The organism is Streptomyces sp. NPDC020875, from assembly GCF_040641415.1.
Classification (GTDB): domain Bacteria; phylum Actinomycetota; class Actinomycetes; order Streptomycetales; family Streptomycetaceae; genus Streptomyces.
Map to the genome: position 1 here is coordinate 1 of NZ_JBFADP010000038.1, position 22,804 is coordinate 22,804.

General features: G+C 68.8%; 20 protein-coding genes and 4 pseudogenes. 16 read left to right on the plus strand and 8 right to left on the minus strand.

All coding sequences use genetic code 11. The features are described from left to right. A partial coding sequence (gene cas3 / locus AB0G74_RS21960; RefSeq protein WP_361148767.1) for a CRISPR-associated helicase Cas3' occupies window positions 1–2,488 on the plus strand: 2,488 nt, incomplete at its 5' end. A 146-nt stretch (window positions 2,489–2,634) separates the two neighbouring features. Here cas3 and AB0G74_RS21965 read toward each other — a convergent pair. Beyond that, window positions 2,635–2,802, minus strand: coding sequence for a hypothetical protein (locus tag AB0G74_RS21965; protein ID WP_361148769.1), 168 nt, complete (start codon window positions 2,800–2,802; stop codon window positions 2,635–2,637). Between the two features lie 296 nt (window positions 2,803–3,098). Between AB0G74_RS21965 and casA the strand changes: the two genes are divergently transcribed. The 8 genes and pseudogenes from casA to AB0G74_RS22005 form a co-directional block, all read left to right on the plus strand. Then, entirely contained in the window at window positions 3,099–4,685 is a 1,587-nt protein-coding gene (casA, locus tag AB0G74_RS21970) for a type I-E CRISPR-associated protein Cse1/CasA (protein WP_361148771.1), read from the plus strand. A gap of 89 nt (window positions 4,686–4,774) precedes the next feature. Next, window positions 4,775–5,422: a type I-E CRISPR-associated protein Cse2/CasB gene (casB, locus tag AB0G74_RS21975; protein ID WP_361148773.1), complete on the plus strand. Its 648-nt coding sequence runs from the start codon at window positions 4,775–4,777 to the stop codon at window positions 5,420–5,422. Next, window positions 5,419–6,552: a type I-E CRISPR-associated protein Cas7/Cse4/CasC gene (cas7e, locus tag AB0G74_RS21980; RefSeq protein WP_361148775.1), complete on the plus strand. Its 1,134-nt coding sequence runs from the start codon at window positions 5,419–5,421 to the stop codon at window positions 6,550–6,552. The genes casB and cas7e overlap by 4 nt, the downstream gene beginning before the upstream one ends. Further along, a complete protein-coding gene (gene cas5e / locus AB0G74_RS21985; RefSeq protein ID WP_361148777.1) occupies window positions 6,549–7,319 on the plus strand; it encodes a type I-E CRISPR-associated protein Cas5/CasD in 771 nt (256 codons plus the stop codon). Before cas7e ends, cas5e begins: the two co-directional genes overlap by 4 nt. Continuing rightward, on the plus strand, window positions 7,316–7,969 hold the full coding sequence (gene cas6e, locus AB0G74_RS21990) for a type I-E CRISPR-associated protein Cas6/Cse3/CasE (protein ID WP_361148779.1): 654 nt from the start codon (window positions 7,316–7,318) through the stop codon (window positions 7,967–7,969). Before cas5e ends, cas6e begins: the two co-directional genes overlap by 4 nt. Window positions 7,970–8,025: 56 nt before the next feature. After that, window positions 8,026–8,967, plus strand: coding sequence for a type I-E CRISPR-associated endonuclease Cas1e (gene cas1e, locus AB0G74_RS21995; protein WP_361148936.1), 942 nt, complete (start codon window positions 8,026–8,028; stop codon window positions 8,965–8,967). Beyond that, complete coding sequence (gene cas2e, locus AB0G74_RS22000; protein WP_361148781.1) at window positions 8,967–9,284, plus strand: type I-E CRISPR-associated endoribonuclease Cas2e; 318 nt, start codon at window positions 8,967–8,969, stop codon at window positions 9,282–9,284. Before cas1e ends, cas2e begins: the two co-directional genes overlap by 1 nt. 203 nt (window positions 9,285–9,487) lie before the next feature. Then, window positions 9,488–9,598 (plus strand): annotated as a pseudogene (locus AB0G74_RS22005) (transporter); the annotation flags it as partial. 243 nt (window positions 9,599–9,841) lie between these two features. Here AB0G74_RS22005 and AB0G74_RS22010 read toward each other — a convergent pair. Further along, window positions 9,842–9,973 carry a hypothetical protein gene (locus AB0G74_RS22010; protein ID WP_361148783.1) on the minus strand — a complete coding sequence of 44 codons (132 nt, stop codon included), beginning with the start codon at window positions 9,971–9,973 and terminating at the stop codon, window positions 9,842–9,844. A 35-nt stretch (window positions 9,974–10,008) separates the two neighbouring features. Beyond that, complete coding sequence (locus AB0G74_RS22015; RefSeq protein WP_361148785.1) at window positions 10,009–10,935, minus strand: hypothetical protein; 927 nt, start codon at window positions 10,933–10,935, stop codon at window positions 10,009–10,011. A 341-nt stretch (window positions 10,936–11,276) separates the two neighbouring features. Between AB0G74_RS22015 and AB0G74_RS22020 the strand changes: the two are divergent. Beyond that, a pseudogene (locus AB0G74_RS22020) lies at window positions 11,277–11,506 on the plus strand (Tn3 family transposase); the annotation flags it as partial. Here AB0G74_RS22020 and AB0G74_RS22025 read toward each other — a convergent pair. Together AB0G74_RS22025 and AB0G74_RS22030 are read right to left on the minus strand one after the other, a co-directional pair. Further along, window positions 11,503–11,688 carry a hypothetical protein gene (locus AB0G74_RS22025; protein WP_361148787.1) on the minus strand — a complete coding sequence of 62 codons (186 nt, stop codon included), beginning with the start codon at window positions 11,686–11,688 and terminating at the stop codon, window positions 11,503–11,505. The pseudogene AB0G74_RS22020 and the gene AB0G74_RS22025 overlap by 4 nt on opposite strands. A gap of 35 nt (window positions 11,689–11,723) precedes the next feature. Beyond that, a complete protein-coding gene (locus AB0G74_RS22030) occupies window positions 11,724–12,689 on the minus strand; it encodes a winged helix-turn-helix domain-containing protein (RefSeq protein ID WP_361148939.1) in 966 nt (321 codons plus the stop codon). Window positions 12,690–12,773: 84 nt separating this feature from the next. Between AB0G74_RS22030 and AB0G74_RS22035 the strand changes: the two genes are divergently transcribed. The 3 genes from AB0G74_RS22035 (at window position 12,774) to AB0G74_RS22045 (ending at window position 14,939) form a co-directional block, all read left to right on the plus strand. Further along, entirely contained in the window at window positions 12,774–13,847 is a 1,074-nt protein-coding gene (locus AB0G74_RS22035; RefSeq protein ID WP_361148789.1) for an acetylhydrolase, read from the plus strand. 219 nt (window positions 13,848–14,066) lie between these two features. Then, complete coding sequence (locus AB0G74_RS22040) at window positions 14,067–14,300, plus strand: recombinase family protein (protein WP_361148791.1); 234 nt, start codon at window positions 14,067–14,069, stop codon at window positions 14,298–14,300. A gap of 75 nt (window positions 14,301–14,375) precedes the next feature. Next, window positions 14,376–14,939: a hypothetical protein gene (locus AB0G74_RS22045; RefSeq protein ID WP_361148793.1), complete on the plus strand. Its 564-nt coding sequence runs from the start codon at window positions 14,376–14,378 to the stop codon at window positions 14,937–14,939. 574 nt (window positions 14,940–15,513) lie between these two features. Here the strand turns inward: AB0G74_RS22045 and AB0G74_RS22050 are convergent. Then, window positions 15,514–15,864, minus strand: coding sequence for a hypothetical protein (locus AB0G74_RS22050; protein ID WP_361148795.1), 351 nt, complete (start codon window positions 15,862–15,864; stop codon window positions 15,514–15,516). 202 nt (window positions 15,865–16,066) lie between these two features. Next, window positions 16,067–16,153: pseudogene (locus AB0G74_RS22055) on the minus strand (DUF6087 family protein); the annotation flags it as partial. Between the two features lie 1,124 nt (window positions 16,154–17,277). Here AB0G74_RS22055 and AB0G74_RS22060 point away from each other — a divergent pair. The 3 genes and pseudogenes from AB0G74_RS22060 to AB0G74_RS22070 all read left to right on the plus strand — a co-directional run. Next, window positions 17,278–19,158: an AAA family ATPase gene (locus tag AB0G74_RS22060; RefSeq protein WP_361148797.1), complete on the plus strand. Its 1,881-nt coding sequence runs from the start codon at window positions 17,278–17,280 to the stop codon at window positions 19,156–19,158. Then, entirely contained in the window at window positions 19,155–21,059 is a 1,905-nt protein-coding gene (locus AB0G74_RS22065) for a UvrD-helicase domain-containing protein (RefSeq protein WP_361148799.1), read from the plus strand. Before AB0G74_RS22060 ends, AB0G74_RS22065 begins: the two co-directional genes overlap by 4 nt. 109 nt (window positions 21,060–21,168) lie before the next feature. After that, window positions 21,169–21,489 (plus strand): annotated as a pseudogene (locus AB0G74_RS22070) (DUF5655 domain-containing protein); the annotation flags it as partial. Between the two features lie 245 nt (window positions 21,490–21,734). Here the strand turns inward: AB0G74_RS22070 and AB0G74_RS22075 are convergent. Continuing rightward, window positions 21,735–22,757, minus strand: a complete 1,023-nt coding sequence (locus tag AB0G74_RS22075; protein WP_361148801.1) for a hypothetical protein — start codon at window positions 22,755–22,757, stop codon at window positions 21,735–21,737. Window positions 22,758–22,804: the final 47 nt, after the last annotated feature.

Genomic DNA, 22,804 nt, shown 5'->3' on the forward strand with positions numbered 1-22,804 from the left:
CGGACACGACGTCGCCGGCATGGAGGCAGCCGCGGAAGTACTGGAGATCCTCGGCTTCGTCCCGGGGTCCGCGGCCATCGACCGGACCGCGGAGATCATCGGCGGCCACCACGGCTGCTTCCACCGCTATGAGGCTTGGGGTGACTCGCCCTTTCTGGGCGGGGCCGCGTGGTCGGAGCAACGCGCCGCTCACGCGTCCGCGGTGTACGGAGTGCTGGGCGCGCCGCTTCCGCCGCCCACTTTCGACGCCCCGGCTGCCGTGCTGGTGACTGGTGTGGTCATTCTGGCGGACTGGCTGGTCAGCCAGGCGGACTATCTGCGGGGACGCCAGAAGTGTCTCGACCCGTCGGTGGAAAACCATTTCGCACGGTCCGTCGCGGACGCGCCCGGTCTGCTGCAGGAGGCGGGGCTGGCGCCCGTCCGGCTGGAACGCCTGGGCTTCGGGGAGACGTACGGGATCGACGGCAGCCCCAACCCTCTGCAGCAATCGATCATGGAGGAACTGCCGGCCGCCGTCGCCGGTGGCGGCAACCGCGGCGGAGTTCTGCTGATCACGGCTGCTCCGGGGGACGGGAAGAGCGAGGCGGCCTTGGAGGCCGAGAAGGTGCTGGCGGAGGCATTCGGTACGCAGGGACTGGTCTTCCTGCTGCCGACGACGGCCACCAGCGATCAGATGTACGGACGGGTGTCGAAGGCCCTGCTGCGGCAGTCGGGCCAGGGCGCTGGCCTGACCCTTGTACATAGCATGGCCTGGCTCAACAGTGCCTATTGCGACGACGAGTTGGACGGCGGCGGGGAGGTGGTGACCTGTGACGGTGATGAGCGTACGGCGACCGGATCCCGCGCGGAGGCGGATATGCGTCCGCGCCGGTGGCTGCGCGGCACCAAGCGTCCTTTGCTGGCGCAGTTCTCCGTGGGAACGGTCGACCAGGCGCTGATGGCCGTACTGCCGGTACGGCACAACGCCCTGCGGCTGCTCGCGCTGTCCGGGAAGACGGTGGTCATCGACGAGGCACACGCGTACGAGCCGTATATGCAGGAGCTGCTGGGCCGGCTGCTGAACTGGCTCGGCGCGTACGGCGTGCCCGTCGTGTTGCTGTCGGCGACACTCCCGGTCTCCGTGAGTGACCGGCTGATCAGGGAGTACCTGCACGGTTCGGGAGCGGACCGCCGTGACCCGGAGGGTTCGATCCAGTCGCTGCGGTACCCGGGCTGGCTCTACGTGGACGGCGCCACGGGCCGGCGTACGGGGATGTCCGGTCGGCGGAGCCGGGCGCAGGCCCTTGAGCGGCAGACGGATTTGCGGGTGCACGTCGAGCCGGTGAACGAGGGCAGTCGGCTGCCGGCCGTCGAACGCCTGGCGGAGCCGGTGGCCGGGGGCGAAGGCGGCGTGGCCCTCATCGTGTGCAATACCGTCGGCGACGCCCAGGAGACCTATCACCGTCTCCGGGAGCGGTTCGACGATCGTTCCCATGAGGACGGCGGGATGGTTCACCTGCTCCACGCCCGGCTTCCCGGAGACGTCCGCGAGGAGCGGACCCTCAGGATCACCGGCGGGCTCGGGCGCGGCGGCCCCAGGCCCGAACGCCGGATCGTGGTGGCCACTCAGGTCGTGGAACAGTCCCTCGACCTGGACGCTGATGTCGTGGTGAGCGATCTCGCCCCGCTCGCTCTGCTCCTGCAGAGGGCCGGCCGCTGCTGGCGGCACGAGAACTGGTGGCGTCGCCAGGGGTATCCGGCGGGCCGGGGCCGCCCGGGGTGGGCGCGGGCCCCGCGCCTGGTCGTGCTCGATCCCGTCGCGGGAGCCGGCGGGGTTCCCCGGCGATGGGGCGAGGTGTACAGCGAGTACCTGCTCCGTCTCACCTCTGACCAACTTCGGTCTCTGCACGGCGGGCTGGTGTCCATCCCGGCCCAGGTGCAGGAACTGGTCGAGGCGGTGCACGGGACTGGTGTGGAGTCCTTCGACTGGGACACCCCCGGCAGCCAGTACCAGCAAGCCTGGGCCGCGCACGCCGGGACGGAGACGGCCGAACGGGGACAGGCCGCCCTGGTCGCCGTACGCCGGGCCCGGGATGTCCGCGGACTGCACGATCTCCACGAACTGCCCGGCCGCGAGGACGAGTGGGAGGCCGCCACCCGCCTGGGCGCGAAGTCGCTGCGCCTGCTGTGCGCCTACGTCCAGCCGGACGGGCGGGCCACGCTCGACCCGGCAGGCCAGCACCCGCTGCCCGATCCACAGGGCGAGGCGAGGATCCCGGCCAGCGCGGTCCGGGCGGTCATGCGACGCACCATCCCGGTAGCGGCACAATGGTTCAAGGGGGCGGAAGCGGAAGGGCTTGTCGGCCCCCCGGCCTCCTGGGAGGGGCACCCGATGCTGGGGGACGTCCGCGTCCTGTACCAGCCGGTGCTCAACGGTACGGCACAGGCCGTCACCGTCGGCGGCGTGACGCTGCGCCTCGACGCGGACCTCGGCCTCGTCCGTACCTGAAGCCCCGCCTCAGCATCACGGAGCGCCCCCACGAAGGTGGGGAGGTGGCTGCGGTGCGGAGATACCCGTACCCCTCCACTGGAACACCCCCACGCGGGCAGGGAAGGCCAGCGGGCCCGGCCGAGGCGGCGGCCGGGCGGCGGACGTCAGTATCCCAGACGGCGGACCGCGTCCGTCGCGGCGACCAGCAGCAGCCCGCACGTACCGACCACGACGGGATCGGGCCTGAGGACGAGCACGACGACGATCACCGTGATCACGACCAGGGCCGCGAGCGGCCGGGGTCCGTGGCCGGGCGAGACGGTCTGAGACATGAGAACTCCTGTGCACGAGCGTTGGGTTGGCCGCCTGGTGACGGCGTCGGGGCCCGGAGCCTAGAGGCGCTCGAGAGGGCCGCGCAACGTGCCGACCCTCCCCGCACCCCTACCCTTCCACCTTCTGAATCAGCGGTAGCCGTTGGCGGCTGCCGTTGTGTGACCGTTTCCCGGTCTGTTGTCAGTGGCGGCTGCTTCAATGTCGGTCACGGCTTTCCGCAATGGTTTGGCGGGAGTTGTCGCATGCCCGGATGTGCGGTCGGGGCTGCGCCGGGACGAGGAGAGAGCGATGGCCGATGCTCGGGTACGACCTGCGGGACGAACGATGGATTCCCGTACGGATGCTGTCCGGTGAGCGGGAACGGTTAGGGTTCCGGGAACTGTTCAGGCAGGCCCACAGGGTCGCGGACCTGGAGCTCCCGGTGCCCCCCGCAGCGTCGGGCCTGCTGCGCATCCTGGCGGTGATGACCGCATCGATCGGCGGCCATGGTGATGAGCGACTCGATGATGCCGGCGCCGCCCGGGACGCCGCGACCTGGTACCCGCTGCGCCAGCGCATTCTGGATCACGGACTGTTCGAGCCGGAGGCGGTCGACGCCTACTTCGACGATCCGAGACGCTCGGGGCGGTTCGATCTCTTCGATGAAGACCGTCCGTTCCTTCAGGATCCCCGGCTGATCCGGGAGTGCGTGGACCCCAAAGGGGCGCCAAACCCGTCCGGGGTGAACAAGCTGGTCTTCGGCCGGCCGACCGGAGTCAACGGCGCAATCCTGTTCGGGCATTTCACCGACACGGAGCCGATCCCGGTACCCGCCGCGGAGGCGGCCTGGCATCTGATCGCCCAGCTGTACTTCGGCCCGTCGGGCCAGTGCACGCCCCGCAGAATCACCTCCCACCGGGCCGGCAGCGGGGACGCGGCCCCGCTGCGGAAGTCGATCTCGTACTTCCCCTGGGGACCCGACCTTTTCACGAGTCTCGTCCTTGCCGTACCGGGCCCGCAGGGCGGCCCCGGCCAGGATGACGGGGACTGCGCCGCGTGGGAGGGGGAGCTTGTTCACCCGCTCGCGCCGCTGCCGCCGGCCACCTGGCCCGGCCGTCTGCTCACGGGCTGCTTCCGGCACGCGGTGCTGCTGGTGCCGTCCGCCGACCGGCAGACGGTCTCGGACGCCTACATCACGTGGGCGACACACGAGAAGCCGGTCCCCGCCCAGGATCCCTTCCAGATCCTCGACCGGCGCAAGGACGGAGAATTCCAGGCCCGGGAGGCCGACGGGGCGCGAGCACTGTGGCGGGACCTGGACTCTCTCCTGCTGAAGGACAGCCGGAGAGACGTGCGGCGCCCGCCCGCACTGGAATACCTGCCCCGCGGCCTGAGGCCGCGGCTCAGAGTCCGCGCCTACGGCTTCGACCAGGACGGCCAGCAGAAGGACAGCGTCTGGTTCCAGGCGACGACACCGCCCGTACTTCAGTGGCAGGAGGAAAACCACCGCACTATGGCGCATCACATCCGGCGCTGCCATGCCGCGGCCGAGGAGACCGCGGACAGACTGGAGTTCGCCGCGCTGGTGGCATGGCGTATCGCCGCCGACGCAACTACCGACCCCTCGCCCAAGGCCAAAGTCAAGATCGACCGGCGCAAGCCCGGTCCCTGGGCCGCGGGAGCTCTCTCGCGCTACTGGCCGGCCGCCGAGAGGGAGTTCTGGAAACTGGCCGGTCCGCAGCACACCGGTACACCGATCGAGAAGCCCTTCGTACACGCGGCCCTGAACTGCCTCGACGAAGCGATCGGCCCCGCAAACCGTGCCGACATCCGCGTCGCCCGCGCCCGCAGCCGGGCCCGCGCCATGCTCCTCGGCCTCCTGCCAAGCCCCCCAGCAGGCTGAGAAAAGCCGGGACATCCAGCCGCACACCAACATCCGCTCGGGGCACACCGGCAGGTGCGCCCCGGACCATCCGTTTTCCGAGGAAATCCATGAGCAGTTCCGGACAGGCGCTACCAGTTCCAAAGAAGCGGGAAGAACGCACTGCCGAGCGATTCGTCACCTACATCGTCGAGCTGTGCGAAACCCCCCGGACGCGGGCGGAACTGCGGCGAGGGCTCGGCCAGCCGGTCGAGCGCTGCAACTTCCTGCACCGCTACCTGGTCCCGTGGACACATGACCGCGCGGAGCCGACGAAGAACATGCACCCCGCGACCAAACGGGCCCACTACGCCATCGCAGCACTGATCGCCGCCCGCCCTCGCGTGGCACGCTCCGCCCTGCCCCACGCCGGCGATTCCGAGGAGTCCGCAGGCCGGACGAAAACGGACCTGGGGGTCTCACTCGGGCAGGCCGTATCCGCGAAGGTCATCAAAGCGGCAACAGCCGAGGGGACCCTGCACCTGATGTCCCGGCAGAGCGCTGACTCCGTGCACGCGACCCTGCCCTCCCTGACGCGTCAACTGCTCAGCGGCGGCATCGCGGTGGACTTCGCCGTCCTTCTGGACGACCTCGCCTGGTGGGACCACCGACGCGACCGGATCGCCGCCCGCTGGCTGGAGAGCTACTTCCGCACCGCCGAACCCGAACCCGACGACGACCCCGAGACCCCGAGCACGACCGAGGAGAACGCGCGATGACCCTCTACCTGGACCTGAGCGTCCTGCAGTCCGTTCCGGCGGCCAACCTGAACCGTGACGACCTCGGCTCCCCCAAGCAGGTCCGGTACGGCAGCACCCCGCGCATCCGAGTATCCAGCCAGTCCTGGAAGAGGGCCATCCGGCACGGCGTCGAGGAAGACCTCGGCGAGAAGGCCGCCCGCTCACGCCTGGTACCCGCCCAGGTCAGCAAAGCCCTGGCGGGCGATGCCCACAACTGGCCCGCCGAGCTCGCCGAGTTCGCCGGACTCCAGGTCGCCGCGAGCGCGGGGAAGAAGGGCATCAGCACCGAGAAGGAAGGACACACCTCCGTCCTGCTGTTCGTTCCCGAGGCCGCCATCACCGAGCTGGCCGCCGTCTGCGCCGAACACCGCGAAGCCCTCGAACAGAACCTGGGAAAGAAGAACCCCGGCAAGGCGCTCCCCCCGGAGCGGATCGAGGAAATCCTCAAGCGCCGTACGGCCTCCATCAGCCTCCTCGGCCGGATGCTCGCCGAGCTCCCCGGCGCCAACGTCGACGGCGCCGCCCAGGTCGCCCACGCCTTCACCACCCATGCCGCCGAACCCCAGCGCGACTACTTCACCGCCGTCGACGACTGGCTCGGCCAGGCCGACACCGGCAGCGCCCACCTCGACACCGCCGAGTTCAGCGCCGGAGTCTTCTACCGGTATGCCACGGTCAACGTCGCCGACCTGGTGAACAACCTGGACGGCGACACCTCCGCCGCCCGCACGGTCCTCGCCTCCTTCGCCGAGCACTTCCTGTACTCGCTGCCCCAGGCCAAGCGCACCAGCTCCGCTCCCCACACCCTGCCCGACCTCGCCTATCTGGCCGTCCGCGAACGCCGGCCCATCTCACTGGCCGCAGCCTTCGAGACCCCCGTCACCGCCCGCAACGGCGGCTACTCCCGTCCTTCCCGCACCGCCCTGGCCCAGTACGCCGACAACATCAACCGGCTCACCGGCAACCAGGGGCGGCGCTTCCACGGGCACACCGTCATCGACCCCGATGAACAGCTCGCCGGCCTGGGCGACAGCCACACCTCCTATGACACCCTCGTCAAAGGCGCCGTCAACGCCGCCCTCCCCACACCGTCGGGTGAAACGGCGTGAGCGGACTGCTGCTCCGGCTCGCCGGACCCCTCCAGTCCTGGGGCGAACGCTCCGCCTTCACGACCGTACGGGACACCGCTTCCTTCCCCACCCGCTCCGGCCTCATCGGCATGCTCGCCGCCGCCGAAGGCATCGGCCGCGACCACGGCGGACTCGACCGCTACGACGACCTGCGGTTCATCATCCGCGCCGACCGCCCCGGACAACGCCTCATCGACTACCACACCGTCGGCGGCGGCCAGCCCAAAGCCCGCACCGCCGCGACGAGCGGCGGCAGCAACAAAGGCGCCGCCGTCATCACCCGCCGCCACTACCTGAGCGACGCCGTCTTCGTCGTCGGCATCACAACTCCCGACGACGAGACCACCACCCGCCTCGCCCAAGCCCTCGAACACCCCCACTGGGCCCCCTACCTGGGACGCCGATCCTGTGTGCCCGACGAACCACTCATCCTGCGCCGCCACATCGCAGACCCCGAAAACGAACTCCTCACCCGCGTCCCCCTCGCCCTCCCACCACCACCCCGCAACGGCGAAGACACCATCGACGTGGACTTCCTGTACGAACAGCTCCCCGACGACACCACCGGGAAGACGGACGTCATCGACATCGCCGACATCCCCCTCAGCTTCGCCCAGCACCGACGCGCCCACGCCGTACGCCGCCTCCACCGGGTCACCCGACAACTGCCCCGCAGGCTGACAGGACCCCAGAGCGAACTGCAAAGCCGCCTGCTCGACTACGTCCGGACCGAGGAATCCGCATGAACGACGACCACCCCGTACTCGCGCGCATCAGCCTCAACCCACACAGCCGCGAAGTCCAGCGCGATCTTCGCGACGCCACCCAGATGCACCGCACCGTCATGCGCATGGTCCCCGACGGCCTCGGCGACTCACCCCGCCACCAGGCCGGCCTCCTGTACCGGGTCGACGAAACCGACACCACCAGCACCCTCCTGGTCCAGGCCCACCGCCTGGACCCCGCCGCCCTGCCCCCCGGATACGGCCACACACAGATCAAAAGCCTCACGCCCATGTTCACCGCGCTCCGAACCGGACTCCCGGTCCGCTACCGCATCGTCGTCAACCCCTCCAAACGCGAACGCCCCCCCCACGCCGACCTGAACACCCGGGGCCGGATCGTCGCCCTGTCCGGCCCCGACGCCGACCAGTGGTGGCACCGCCGGGCAGCCACCGCCGGCCTCGACGTCCACATCCTCACCCCCACCAACGTCCATCCCGTACGACCCCGCACAACCCAAGCCGCCCCCATGCGACACCACCTCCTGCGATACGACGGCACCGCCGCCGTCACCGACCCCGCAGCCCTCGCCGAAGCCCTGCGAAACGGCATCGGCCGCGCCAAACCCTACGGAGCCGGCCTCCTCAGCCTCGCCCCGGCCACCACCTCATGAGCGCACCCCGCCGCAGCGGCGACGCTCGCAGACGACTCGCCTCCCCGACCCTCGCCATGCTCCCGCGCGTCGCGGACTCCCTCTCCTTCCTCTACCTCGATATGGTCCGAGTCCTCCAGGACGACACCGGAGTATGCGCCCAGATCCAGGTCAGCCCCGACCGCACCGACACCGTCTACATCCCCACCGCCGCACTCTCCTGCCTCCTGCTCGGCCCCGGCGTATCCATCACCACCCCGGCACTCACCACCCTCGCCCGCCACGGAACCAGCGTGGTCTGCGTAGGAGCAGGCGGCGTACGAACCTACGCCGGAGTCCTCCCCGACTCCCTCACCACCCACTGGCTCGAACAACAGGTCACCACCTGGACCGACCAGACCCGGCGCCTCGACGCCGCGGTCCGCATGTACCGGATGCGCTTCCCAGGCGCCGAACTCCCCGACACCGTCACCCTCGACCAACTGCGCGGCATGGAAGGCCAGCGCATGAAAGCCCTCTACAAAATCCTCGCCCAGCAGCACGGAATCGGCCGCTTCCGCCGCAACTATCACCCCGACCAATGGCACGCACAGGACCCGGTCAACCTCGCCCTGTCCTCCGCCAACACCTGCTTGTACGGCATCATCCACGCCGCTCTGCTCGCCCTCGGCCTCTCGCCAGCACTCGGCTTCGTCCACACCGGAAAACAACACGCCTTCGTCTACGACATCGCCGACCTCTACAAAGCCGAAACCACCCTCCCCCTCGCCTTCGCACTCCACCAATCCGACAACCCCGAACAAGAAGCACGCCGCCGATTCCGCGAAAACCTCCGCCTGCTGAAGCTCCTCCCGCGCATCGTCCGCGACGTCCAGTCCCTCCTCACCCCCGACAGACCGACCGCAACCAGCGCACCCACACCAACCACCGAACGAACGGACACCGAACTGGTGCACCTGTGGGATCCCAAAAGAGGAACCCTCCCCGCAGGCGTCAACTACGCCGCAAGGGACGAGTAATGCCATCCATGCTGGTACTCGCCACCACCGCAGTCCCCGACCACCTACGCGGCGCGCTCAGCCGCTGGACCACGGAAGTCGTCCCCGGGATCTTCGTCGGCACCGTCTCCGCCCGCGTACGCGACGAACTCTGGGACGCGGTCACCGGCACCGTCGGCGACGGAGCAGCAGTCCTCGTCCACCCCGCCCCGACCGAACAGGGCTATACCATCCGTACCGCAGGCACCCGCCGGAGAGTGCCCATGGACTTCGACGGCCTCACCCTCATGAGAATGACAGCCGCACCGAACACGAACGAATTCACAGGCCCCGGCTAAGCCCCGCACGCAGACGCAATTCCCCGACGGAGCCAGCGGGCCCGGCCAAGCCCCACACGCCTTCAGGCTGCGGAATACAGGCCCACTGCAAAGAGAGGCGAAATATTCCGGAGTCTCCCCTCGTTGTGCCCCGCTGGAGAGTCTTGCAAGGAGGGGACGGCGAACTGAGGCTATTCAACACGAACCACGGCGTAACGGAGACGATGCTGGGCGTCAGCCTTCTGGCGAGCGAGTACAGCACCGGGCCGGTCCACCGTGGGCGGATCGACTCGCTGGGCTTGGATGAGAATAGGTCGCCGGTGATCGTCGAGTTTGCCGACCGCAGGTAGTCCTGCCCCGTGATGCCCGTCTGCGACTGTGACCGGCACGTCCCTGGCTTGTTTGCCGACCGTGTCCGGGACGTCTGTCATGTTCTGGAGCCGGTACGGAGGGCGAGTGGCACGGCGTGTGGTGGTCGGGGACCCGTGGGTCCAGCAGATCGAGCGGAAGGACGGGGGTCGGTCGTGGACAGTGCGTCCGCCAGCTCGCCACCGACAACCGCACCCTCGACGAACGCCTCAAGGCCGCCCGTTCTGGTCCAGGCCCTGCGGCAGGCCCTCGAAGCCGCCCAGAGCGAGAACCTCGAACTGCGACGCCGCCTCGGCCCACGGCACACCGTCCAGCCCGAGGGCGGTTCCACGAAGTGACACCGTCAGCAGTTGGCCATTCTGTCCGGAGAGCCAGCTCAGAACCGGGCGAAGTCGTTGCCCTCGCAACTCGGGCACAGCCCGAGATCGCTATCGCGGTCGACGAGGGTTCCACAACTGTTCTCACAAGGAACCAGAGTTGAGAAGAGGTAGGCGCAGTTGAAGCAGAAGTCTCCCGGTGTGTCAGGGGAGCCCGCGACAGTAGCGCCACAGACGACGGTTTCGAGATCGCATTCAGGGCAACTGATTACCGGTCGGCCACCGTCGTCTGTGTGGTGCTGATACCACGACAGGCCCACGACGAGTTCGGCATACTCCTCGGCGGCCTGCTCGGGCTTCCAGCACTGTCCGCAGAGCAGGCACTCCACGGAGTGGTCACCTGAGGCGATCATGGCGGTATATCCGCACGCGGGGCACTCGACTGTCCGGTCGACGGCCGCCTGCAGGTCGGGTTCGATGCGCTGCAACCGCGCGTCGACTAGTGCTTGTATCGCTATCAGCTCTTCGCGCACCGAAGCCATTTCTTCATCGACATGGGTGGCCTCATCGCCAGCCAGGCCAGGGCGCAGGTGGTGCGAAACGAAGTCGAGCAGAAAGTCAAGAACCGGCACTGCGCGTGACTCGACGGCGAGTGTGGTACTGGTCAGGCCATAGTGCTGCAGGGCGTTGCGCTGGTCGGCAAGGCGGAGGATGTTGGTCTTTGCGGTATCCGGGATGGAAATGCCGACATCGTCACTGAGCCGCTCAATAGCTTTTTCTACACCACAGCTGTGAAACTCGCCGCGCTCGAACTTGCCTCGGTCTGCCTTGTCGGGACGGGTGAAGACGAGTTTCCAGTCATGGGCCGTCAGGCGCGCCTTGAGGAGGACCTCGGTGGCTGCTTGAAGGTGAAGGACAGCGTATTTGAGATTCCTGGGGCTCGGCGTGCCTTCCAGGTTGTCCATGACACTGCGCAGATAGTCCATTCCGTTGTAAACAGGAGGAAAGTTCACATCTTGGACGCCGCCCACTGGCCCCCCTGTCATATCCGCACCCCTGTCAGAGATGGAAGCTACTGTCCGCAGACGGTCGCCGATGCCGGTTGGCCCAACTGCCGCACGCAGGAAGCGTTGAGCTTACAGGCGCACGATCGGATTTTACCCGCCGCTCTTCCGGCTGCTGCCCCGGGGAATGGTGAACTCCACTGAACTGGAGATCGTCGGCTCCTAACGACATCGGACCTCCGAGACCTGATCCTCTTACAGACGCGACTGCAAGCGTTCTACCTGCATGAATGCCAGTTACTCACCCGTTTGCCCCGGATACGCTGTGGACGACGAAGTACATCGACGCCGCCGTCGCCCAGCTCCGCGCCGAGGGCACGAGATCCGCGACGAGGACATCGCCCGCCTGTCCCCGCTCAAGCACCGCAACCTGAACCTGCTCGGCCGCTACAGCTTCACCGCCAGCGTCCCGGCCACCGGCGCCCTGCGCCCGCTGCGCGACCCGGACGCGCCGGAGCTGGACGAGGACGACGACGGGGGCGAGCCGAACTAGTCGTGGCCGGCCAGCGCGGTGATGAGCTTGCGGGCCCTCGCCTTGGTCAGCGGCTTCGCGGCCGTCGCGCACCGCTGCCGGGGAGCGCGTGGGCCGATGCCGCTGCCCTTGATCACTTTGGCGGACTCGGCGTCGAACCGCTCCTTGCCGACCTTCTCGGCGAACGTGGTCAGGTACTTCACCTGCGTGGCGATCGTTGGCTCCGTCTTGCGGTGAACTACGGCGGCCAAGCGCCCGCAACCAGCGTGCCGAGAGCCGTGCGCTGGTGGGTGGCCGAGCGGCCTGCGCGGGTCGTCGTCGCCATGCCTACCGATCTCAGCGCGGCCGCGTGGGACGAAGCCGTCGCGTTGCTGACGTGGAGGGCGCGGGCCAGGGAAGTCGTGGTGTGAGGTTCGGCGAGGAGGCGCAGGGCGTCCAGCCGTGTGCGGCCCAGGACTGCGGCAAGGGCCTCGACGGAGACGACCGGGCCCCCCGCGGTGGGCGGGAGCCCGGGACCGGCTGGGTACGTCAGGACCGCGGGATGGCCCGGGATGTCCTGGAGAAGTGGGCCCGCCGGGTGGTGGAAGGTGGGCAGCAGAACCAGGCCGCGCCCGTCGAGGCAGACGTCGCGGTCAGGCTCTGTGCCGGGCCATTCCCACACGCCCTCGTGGAGCCGGCTGCCCGGGGCCAGGCCGGTCAAGGTGGCGGCCACGCCATGCTCGGCGACCGCCAGGGCGTAGCGGGTGAATTCCTCACGGTGTAGATCCTGCACGGCGGACCAGACCGGGGCGAGGACCGTCTCGAACGCAGCCTGCTGGGCGCGGTGCAGGGTGCGCCAGGCGGTCTCGTCGCCCGCGCGAAGGCCCCGGATCCAGCGAGGAACGGGCACCGCCCCGTAGACCCGCTCCAGCTCGACTCGGACGAGACCGGGGCTGGTGGCTCGGATCTGTTCGAAGCCGTCGGCCATGGTGCCACCGATGACGTCGAGGAAGGAGGGTGGGCGGCCCGCGGGAACCAGATCGGCGAGCGGGCTGCTGGCGGCTGGGAGGGAGCGCAGGATGCGGCCGCGCCACGGCGCGAACAGCGGCCCGCCACGCTGGGTCACGGCTGTCGTCAGGGCTGCATGCAGTTCCTGGAGCGGCGCCGGGCGGGGTGCGAACCGGATACGGGCGAAGTCCTCCGCGGTGAAGTGGACTCGCAGCACTCGCACAGCTCCTCGTCCTGGGCCAGCCTTTCGGCCAGGGCCTGAACCTTCGCGTCGTGACGGCCCCACGCCAAGGATGTTCGTATGACTTCTCGACGCACTCTTTTGAAGGGCACCCTATTCGGGAGTGCCGCCGCCCTGCTGCCCACGGCTGCATCCGCATCCGGTGGCGGCCCGGTCCTCCGGCTGCCCGCGCCCGCCGGCCCCTACTCCGTCGGCATGCGGACGGTCCATCTGACGGACCCGTCCCGGACCGATCCGTGGGTGGGCGGTGTGCGGGCGTTGATGTTGACCGTCCTGTACCCGGCCCGATCGGTACACGGGTTCTCCCGGGCCCCTCAGCTCACCCCGGCCGAGGCCAGGGAGTTCGCCGGCCTCGCGCCCCACATCCATCCCGGACTGCCGCAGCCTGGAATGGTGGACTGGGGCGCGGTCCTCACCCACGGGTACGTGGGCGCGCCGCCGCTTCCCGGGCGACGGCCGGTGCTGGTGTACTCACCGGGCGGCGGTGACTCCCGCACGCTCGGCACAAACCTCGCCGAAGACTTGGCGAGCCACGGCCGAGTGGTCGTCCTCGTCGACCACCCCGGTGACGCTTCCCAGGTGGAGCTGCCGACCGGGCTGCGGACGACCGTCTTGTTCGGGCCACCGGACCCGGCAACCTTCCGCACGATGCTGGACACCCGTATCGCGGACCTCCGGCTCGTCCTGGACCGGCTCGGCTACCTTCCGCTCGCCCCGGTCATGGACTCCCGCCGGATCGGGTTGTACGGGCACTCCGCAGGCGGCGCGGCGGCGGTTTACGCGGCCCGTGACGACCGCCGGGTCGGCGCGGTGGCGAACCTGGAGGGCTATCTCGACCTGTACCCGACGCCGGCCGGCCCCGACCAGCCGCTGCTGCTGTTCCGCACCGACGGATTCGACGGCGCCGCCCGGATCGAGTCGTCCTGGGCGGGCCTTCCCGGCCGCCGCGTGCTGCTCCCCGACGCGAACCACTGGGCGTTCACCGACTACGGCTCGCTCGTCCCCCGGCTCCAGACGTCCGGTCTCGTGACAGCGACGGCGCGGACCGCGCTCGTCGGTACCGGCGACCCTGCGGTGACACTCGCTGAGGTACGGCGCCGCGTGGGGACCTTCTTCGCCCGTCATCTGTCGTAACGGGACTACGAGTCGGCGGCGAGCCACCCGCTCCAGCTCACAGGTGCATCGGTCGCCTGTCGGCAAACGATCGTTTGATGACAGGCAGGCAGCGCGTCCAATGAACTCGTGCAATCCGGGGGTTCGGGGCGGCGCGAATCCAATCGGATCCGATGGTGATTGCTGACAGGGTTTGACGACAGATAGGGTCCGATCCTCCATACGGAAGGGGGTCCTCCGGTGGCGAACCTGGTCTACAAGCGGGTCTCGACCGACCAGCAGTCCACCGCCCGGCAGGACCTCGTCCTGGCCGAGGCCGGGATCGAGGACCCGGTTGTCTTCGAGGAGGACCCGGGTACCGTCAGCCGTCTCCACCCGCTCCAGCGTCCGAAGTTCGGCGAGCTGCTGACGTACGCGCAGCCGGGCGACACCGTGCACATCTCCGAGATGTTCCGCCTCGTGCGCGGCAACTAGCACATCCTCGATCTCCTCGACGTCCTTCACCGCGACGTCTCGCCCTGCGCAATCCACGACGGCGCGTTCTCCGCCATGGACCTCACCGCCCGCCACCCGCGCACCGGCGAGCTGCTGTCCACCGTGAAGTTCATGGTGCAGACCCTCGCCGCCGCCGGCGAACTCCAACGCGAGCTGACCTACGACGGGCTGCGCGCCGCCGAGGCCAAGGGCGCGAAGGGCGGGCGCCGCCCCGCCGTCGCGGCCGCGACGGCCGCCGATGTGCGCACCGCGTACCTGGAAGGCCGCTCCATCGCCGCTCTCGCCTGCGACCACCGGGTTAGCCGCGGCGCCATCCGGACCGCCGTCGCCGACCTCCTGCCCGAGCACACCGCCAGCGAGCAGGACGCGCCCGCCCCAGAGCTGCCGGTCGCGCTCGACCAAGGGGTGGCCGTACGCCGCGGCCAGGGCCACACCCTGCGCGTCAGCGCCGTCCCCGGTGTGCACCGCCAGCTCCTCGCCCGCTGCCAGCCGCTCGACGGCAGCCAGGGCATGCCCGCCGTCCCGGCCCAGCGCAAGGCCCGCCGCGAGTACGAGAACCGGGTCAGCGCGCTCGCCCGGGTCAGACCCGTTTCCGGATTCGGACACCCTCGTTCGTAGCAGGACTCGCAGATCAGCTGAGTCCGGGGCGACGATGCCTCCGGAACACCCCCACGCGGTGGGGAGGGACGGAGAGAGGGGCAGGGTCTGCAATCCCTGGCCCGGAACATTCCCACGGGGTGGGGAGGGACCGCAAGCACCTGCTCGCCGGTATGGGCGTCGACGGAACACCCCCCACGCGGTGGGGAGGGACGACGCGGTTTCCGACCATGAGATTCCGGTGTCCGGAACACCCCCACTCGGTGGGGAGGGACAGCAGCGCCACGGAGTCCACCGTCGAAACGTTCGGAACACCCCCACGGACTACACGAAGCGCGTCATCGACACCAACTTCACGTACTGCACGTACTGCACGACCGGTGGGGAGGTGGGCGCCCGGCAGGACATGTGCACCCGCCCTGGCGGCCCCGACACTCGATACCCCGTCTCCGTGGGCCAGCGTGAGTGCGCAGACGCGCTGCCCGAGAGCCTAGAAGAGGATGAGTGTGAAGCCTGGAGCAAGGGCTGCACCACCGGCATGGCCCTCAGCGTGCCCGATGTCGTGACGTACGGGGCCGACCCTGGGAAGTGACCCTCAGGGCAGCCGGGTTTGCTGGCGGCGGCTGACGGACGGCTGCGGCAAGGCTTCTCCAGCAGGCTCCGTTCCCCAGGCGCTCTGGAGCCGGTCGCCCATTTCCTCCTTCAGCTCTTCCAGCCGCGCGTACAGCGCCTGCTCTTGCTTGGACAAGTTCCCGGTCTTCATCTTCGCCAACAGCTCGTCTGAGGCTTCCGACAGGACACGCAGACAGGTCTGGGCGGCATCGTCGAAGCCGAGTTCGTACTCCTGGCGGTAGGCGGCGCGCGCGCTCTCCTTGACCGCGTCTCTTGCTATCAGGCCGAGCTCGCGCCGCATCCGCTTGCCCATCGACATGTTGTCTGCAGACATGCTGTCCCTTCCTCTGCCCTCGAATCCCATACCGAGCCCCTTGAAGGTAATGCCCGGCTGGGCCAGTTCGCGACCACACCCCCTTGCGCCTGGGCGCTGTGCCGCTCCTCCGCCGAAGTCGGTTTTCGGTGCCGACCCCACTGCCGCCCATTGCGGGCCGGTCCGACTCGTCAGGCTTCTCCTGCACGGGCGGTGGCGAGTACAAGAGGGCCTGCGCGGCGGCAAGGCTCTCGACGGCGCAGATCACCGTCCAATCTGTGCCGGTCCACTCCTCGATCGCTCGTGGCACGCCGTGGTCGACGTGGGCCTCGAGGGTGGGGACCCTCGCTCAGCGGTACTGTGCGATGCTTGCCCCTCGAGGCGGTCTGGCGTGCGTCGCGTCGGCGAGCCCACCCCACCCCACGCCTCCAGCGGTTCGTCATCCTGCATCCGGGCATCGTGGCTGAGGAACGGGCTGGCCCGCCACCCTGTCCCTTGTACGTGTGGTGGCACCCTTCCGGGCGCTCGGGGCTGCTGAGCTCGGTGGGCCTTGCGAGTTGGCGGGGTGGGCCGTGCGCAGGCCCGCGTGGTCGGCTCCGCTGACGCGCTTGGACAAGGTGCTCGGCGCCAGCGCATTCAGACCACCTCTGGATGCCCTGGAGCTGCCATGTTTGCTGTCCACGCTCGTAAGGGCCCCGTACGCCGCCGCCAGTCGACCACCGGAGAGTCGCACACCGAAGCCGCTAAGGCCCTGCGCCGCCCGTACAACCGTCCCGTCTGGGACCTGTGGGTGGCTTCCCGCTACGAGGAGAACGACCCGATCCCCGGGCACGATCCGTGGATCTCGGGCCCCTGCCCGGAGGGGTGCCCGGCACGGGAGCGTCCGGACTACATCGCCTACCTGGAGACCCTGCCTCCAGCGGAGCGACTGCCACGTCCGGCGCCTGCGCTCTGCCCTGGCCAGTCGTCGTGCACCGACAACATGTCCCTGCAACTACGTCCAGGTCGCCTTGTGTTCCAGGTGCGAATGGGCGTAAGCCGTATGGCCCGAGGGTGATGCAGAGTCTCCGGGATGTCACCCGCTACCGGGCTGACAGCGGTACGGAAGCGGCCACGATCGGCGGTTGACGCCGTGGCACCCACACGGCCTCGCGGCTGACGCAGAGATCGCGAACAGCAGCCCCTGAGTCCCCGTCTGTTTGTGACGTACCATTCCGCGCCGTGCGGTCTGCAAGCAGCGCCTAGCGCTCCGTTGCCGCCGCCGTGGGAATTGCCCTCGCAGTGTTGGCGCCCACCGGTTTGCCGAATTCGCCCCGGGCGGGGACCACGAAGAGCGTAGGATTCCGGAATTATCGATCAAGTGCCGTGCCGCCCGGGGGCTCCTTCCCGGAGAAGAGGGTGTCGCGGCCTCTGTCGGCGGGGGATTGTGTGTACTTGGCGCATCTGCGGGTCGAGAACTTCCGGGTCTTTGGATCCGCAGCGCAAGGTGAGGGCGAGCGGAATGATGCGCTGAGCCTGTCGTTCACGGCCGGTACGAATGTGCTCGTGGGGGAGAACGACAGCGGGAAGACGGCGATCGTCGACGCGATCCGGCTGTGCCTGCAGTCCGCAGCATCGGATTACTACCGGGTCTCCCAGGACGACTTCCACCTCGGGAAGGACGGGAGGGCGGGGACCTTCACCATCGGGTGTGCCTTCACCGACCTGTCGACCGAGGAGCAGGCGGTCTTCCTGGAACTGCTCACCCACGACCGCGATGGCACTGCCTGGTTGTGGGTCACGTTCAAGGCTCAGCGGATGGAACCGCTGCGCAACCGGGTCTCGGTCACCACCCGGACCGGGCCGGATGGCAATGGCCCCGCCCTGGACGGGGCTGCTCGCGAACTCCTGCGCGCCACCTATCTGCGCCCCCTTCGCGATGCGGAGGCGGAACTGCGCTCGGGCCGCGGGTCACGGCTGTCCCAGATCCTCGCCGGCTATCCGGCGATGAAGGACCAGGATGTCGACGACTTCGACCCGACCGGTGATGAACCCCCGTCGACCCTGCGGGGTATCCTGCGGCGGGCTGAGTGCGATATCCGCGACAACAAGGCTGTCGCGGAGGTGAGTGAGGACATCAACTCGGCCTACCTGCAGCGGTTTGCGATTGGTGACGACGTCCTGCGCGCCAAGATCAGCGTTGCCACGGACGCGACGCTGGTCCGCGCGCTGGAGCGGCTGGAACTGAACCTCTTCACAGCATCCGACGAGTGGACGCGACGCGGACTCGGTTACAACAATGCCCTGTTCATGGCTGCGGAGCTGCTCCTGCTGGGCAAGAACGAACTGGCTCCTCTGCTGCTGATCGAGGAGCCCGAGGCGCATCTCCATCCCCAGCTGCAGACTCGGATCATGGACCTGCTGCGGGACAAGGCGCAGGTGTCGCAGGATGGTGACAGGTCACCTGTGCAGGTCATCCTCACCACCCACAGCCCCAACCTCGCCTCCTCGACACCGGTCGAGTGCCTGACCCTCGTCGCCCGGGGACGCACCTTTCCGCTGCGGCGCGGTATCACGCGGCTGACCGAGGAGGACTACGCATTCCTGACCCGGTTCCTGGACGTCACCAAGGCGAACATGTTCTTCGCCCGGGGGCTGGCGATGGTCGAGGGAGACGCCGAGGCGATCTTCCTGCCTGCGCTCGCCGACGCCCTGGGTATGCCCTTCAACGAACACGGGATCAGCGTGGTCAACGTCGGCCACGTCGGCCTGTTCCGCTACAGCCGGGTCTTCCAGCGCGACGGTGAGCAGATCCCGGTCCGCGTGGCCTGTATCCGCGACCGTGATCTCGTGCCTGCCGGCACTCCCGAGGATATGAGGGGCAAGCTCGCGCGCTGGACGGATATGACGGAGGAGGAGATCTCCGCGTACCTCACGAAGCTCACCACCGGCGACGACGGGCCGGTGAAGACGTTCGTGTCCGATTGGTGGACGCTGGAGTACGATCTCGCGGTCACGTCCTGGACCATGGCCAGGCTGATGTACCGAGCGGTCAAGTTGGCATCCGTTGCCGCGGGGTCATGGCCGGACGCCGACAAGTCGCAGAAGGCCATCGCACGGGCCGACCGGGCTGTCGACGCGTGGATAGGGCAGGGCCTGTCCCTGGAAGAGGCCGCTCTGGAGATCTACCGTCCGCTCAAGCTGGACAACGTCAGCAAGCCGATCACCGCGCAGTTCGCCGCCCAGTTGCTCGCCTCGACGCCGCTGGTTCGCAGCGACGTCCCGCCCTACCTGCTCGATGCCTTCACGTACCTGTGCGGCGAGGTGGCCCTGTGACCCGCACCTACCTGCCCGATGCCTTCGCCACCGACAAGGTGGAGGACATGGTGAAACTCCTGGGGCTGGACCCGCTCGACGCCGAGCAGTGGGACTTCCTCCAGAGCGAGAGTACGCAGGACCTCCAGGCCGCCCCGGGATCGGGCAAGACGACCTTGATCGGACTCAAGCTCGCCCTGATGGCCGACGCGTGGACCTCCCCGACACGCGGGGTGTGCGTGCTGTCGCACACCAACACGGCCAAGAACGAGATCGCCGACCGGGTGGACCTTCTCGCCGCAGGACGCAGCCTGCTGCGCTATCCGCACTTCATCGGCACCATTCAGTCCTTCGTGCACACCTTCCTCGCGCTGCCGGCCGTCCGGAACAGAAAAGTGGAGGTCCGGTCCATCGACGACGCGGCCTTCGAGACCGCAGCCCTCCTGCTCCTGCAGCGTCCCGAATACTCCACCCTGCGCAACTATGTGGAACGCCAGCACCAGGGCACTGGCATCGTCGCCGGGGCGACGTTCACCTACCGGGACGGCGAACTCGCGGTCACTGGAGCGGCCAGAGATCTGCCCTTCGGTGCCCAGTCATCCAGCGGAAAACAGCTGGACCACCTCAAGAAGACTCTGGCCCGCCGGGGCATCTTCCGCTTCCAGGACATGTACGCCATCGCCCAGGAGTATCTCGCCCGCCACCCGGGTATCGCTGCGGCGGTCACCACGCGCTTCCCGTTCGTTCTCCTCGACGAAACGCAGGACACCAGCGCCACCCAGCATGAACTGCTGGACCTCGTGTTCGCTTCCTCATGCACCGTCGTGCAGCGGGTGGGTGACACCAACCAGGGCATCTATAGCGACGCGGCCTCCGCAGGAGGGCCCGCCTCCCTGTTCCCGCTGCCGGGGGCCCCGGAGCTGCCGGTCAGCCAGCGCTTCGGGGCGCAGATCGCGGCCGTGGCCAGCCGCCTGGCCGTCCGGCGGCCCCAGCAGGTCCGCGGAGTCGGCCCCGACGGCCAGGTGGCGGTTCTGCTGTTCGACGAGACCACAGTGTCCGACGTCGTACCGACCTTCGAGCGCATGGCCGCTGTGACCGTCCCCGAGGACGTCCTGGTGCGACGTCCACCGCGTGTACTGGGTGCACGACAGAACCCGAAAACTTCACCCGTCTACCCGCAGTCGATCTCCTGCTACCTGCCCGGATACACCCCGACCAGCACCCCGACGGCTCACCGCACCCTGATCGGCGCGGCCCGCGCGGCAAGCGACCGGTGGAAATCAGGCCCGGACAGCCACGAAGCGGCCACCGAGTTGTGGAACGCCGTGCGCGCGTCCGTCTCGTCACCGACCGGCGACGGGCTCCCACCCCTCGGCCGCCTGGAGAGGTCAATAGCGACGACCGGAGGCAGGGTGCGGATCCTGCTGCGCGAACTCCTCCTCAACGCGGACGAATTCGACGAAGCGAGCTGGGGAGAGGCCACCGAGCAGCTGACCATCCAGCTGAAGCTCCTCAATGGCTACCAACTACGCCAGGCTGTAATGGAATTCACCCCCGCCGCTACGGTAGGCGCGGCTCCCGGGCCCGCCCCCGCGGCCGTCGCCGCAGTACCGGCGGCGAGGGCGGTACCCGGGAGCATCCATGACGCGAAGGGCGAGACCCACGCGGCAACACTGATCCTGGAGTGCCTGGAAAAGACAGGCAAGAAGTTCGACGTCACCGAGGCGCTGCGCATGATCGCCGAAAGGAGCGACCCGCTGCGGGAGCTGAAGAGCGTCCAGGCCGCCGTGCAGCTCGTCTTCGTCGGCGCGACACGCCCAACCCACCTTCTGGTGCTCGCCGCCCACCGCGACCGCAGCAAAAAGTACGCGGACGCGATGACCGGCGCTGGCTGGGACATCCGGGACCTCACCGAGCACTGACGGCACCCGCCCCGCCGTCCCTCCCGGTGCGCGGGTATCGTCTCTGCCGCTTCACGCCGGTTCGGGGCGTCATGAACGGACCGCGGCGGCACCGGGCCGCCAGACGGTCGGTTGGGCGATGGCGGATCTCTCGACGGCCCTGGACGAGGTGCTGCTCGGGCTGGGCGGCGATGTGGGGGCGGTGCGGCGCAAGCAGTACACCGCCTACCGGCGGCTGCGGAACTTCGTCTGCGTCCCGCCGGCGCGGCAGGTCAACATCCTCGCCTATGTGAAGGTCGACCCGAAGGAGGCCGACCTCACGCTCGGGTTCACCCGGGATGTGACGGGGCTCGGCCACCACGGAACGGTTGACCTGGAGGTTCAGCTCCGGTCCGAGCGGGACCTGGAGCGGGCCGGGGAGCTGTTCCGCCTCGCCTACGCGGGAGCATAGAAGTTCGAGTTCGTCGCTCTCGGGTGGAGGCTGGGTCGTAGTGGGCGTTTTTCTTGAGGAGGAGCAGGACGTGGCGGTGGAGTAGTCAATGGTCCGGCAGATCCCCGGTTTCGTGAGCCGGGGATCTCCGGCTATCGTGCGTCGGCGAACGGCACCAGGGGCACGGTCAGCCCTCGAATTCCCGAGCCGACCGGCGTTCGGACGCGTTGCCGGAGGGCGCCCGCTGTTTTGCCCAGGCGAGCTCGCTATGGCGCCCCGACGCAGTTGAGGATGGCGAGGGGACCCGCTTCCGGGCCCGTGAAGCCCCGCGTCGGTAGTCTGCGCATGATGGACCGCCACAGGGTGTCGTCCATGCGGGACGAGGGCTTCTCGGTGGAGGCCCGCAGGTCGAGTGCGCCGGTTCCGGATCGGTCCTTAAGGACGAAGTGCTGGTCCGCCCCGTAGCTTTCGTCGGTGTCACCCTGGAACCGTGCCACTCGGAGCGGTAGGCCGAAGACGGGGTCCAGGAGGGCGGCGACGATGTGATGCGGCCCCGGACCGTGTCCGCGGACGTGCGAGGAGCGGACCACCAGCGGCGCCACGTTGGCGCCCAGTGAGTGGTACCCGTCGGCGGCGAAGGCGTTGGACACCGTATGCAGGAGAGCTGCCCGCCGCAGCAGCCCGCTGCTCAGCCAGGCTCCGCGGCGGACTCTCTGGACGTAGTCGTCGTCTGGGTCTTCCCACATGTTCCGGCGTTCGCGTTCCACGGTGGTGTACTGGGCGGGTGAGGAGCGCCAGCACAAGCGCATCTCGGCCGGGTCGATCCAACCCGGAAGCGTATCCGCTTCCGCTTGGCGCCAGAGCCGACAGGGAAGGCCGGACAGCCGCAGCCGGGCAGGTTGCCCCAAGACACGGAGCTCGATGGCGGTCTTGTGCCACCGGGCGATCCGCAGGCCCGGCACACCGTGGAGTTCGCCGTCGGGCCCAAACGCCGGGAGGATGTTGAAGAGGATCTCAGTCGCGCGCTCCACGCTTTCCACCTGGAGGCCGATGGTGTCCGGCGCGGGGTGGACGGCAACGATTCCGAGGGGGTAGCGAGTGTAGATGTTCCGGGACTCCAGCAGATTCAGCAGAACGCGGGCTTCCAGCAGCACCTGATCCGGATTGGCGGCAGTAGGGATGGGGGCCTCGCCCTGGCGTAGTTTCCCCAGGACACGGAAAGCCTCCTGGAACGTCTCCCCCGTGTACAGGCAGCGCTTCCCCGCGATGTCCTGTGGTGATGCACTCATGCTTCTCCCTTGCGCGTCCCGGCCCTGGACACGTGGCAAGTGGGAAT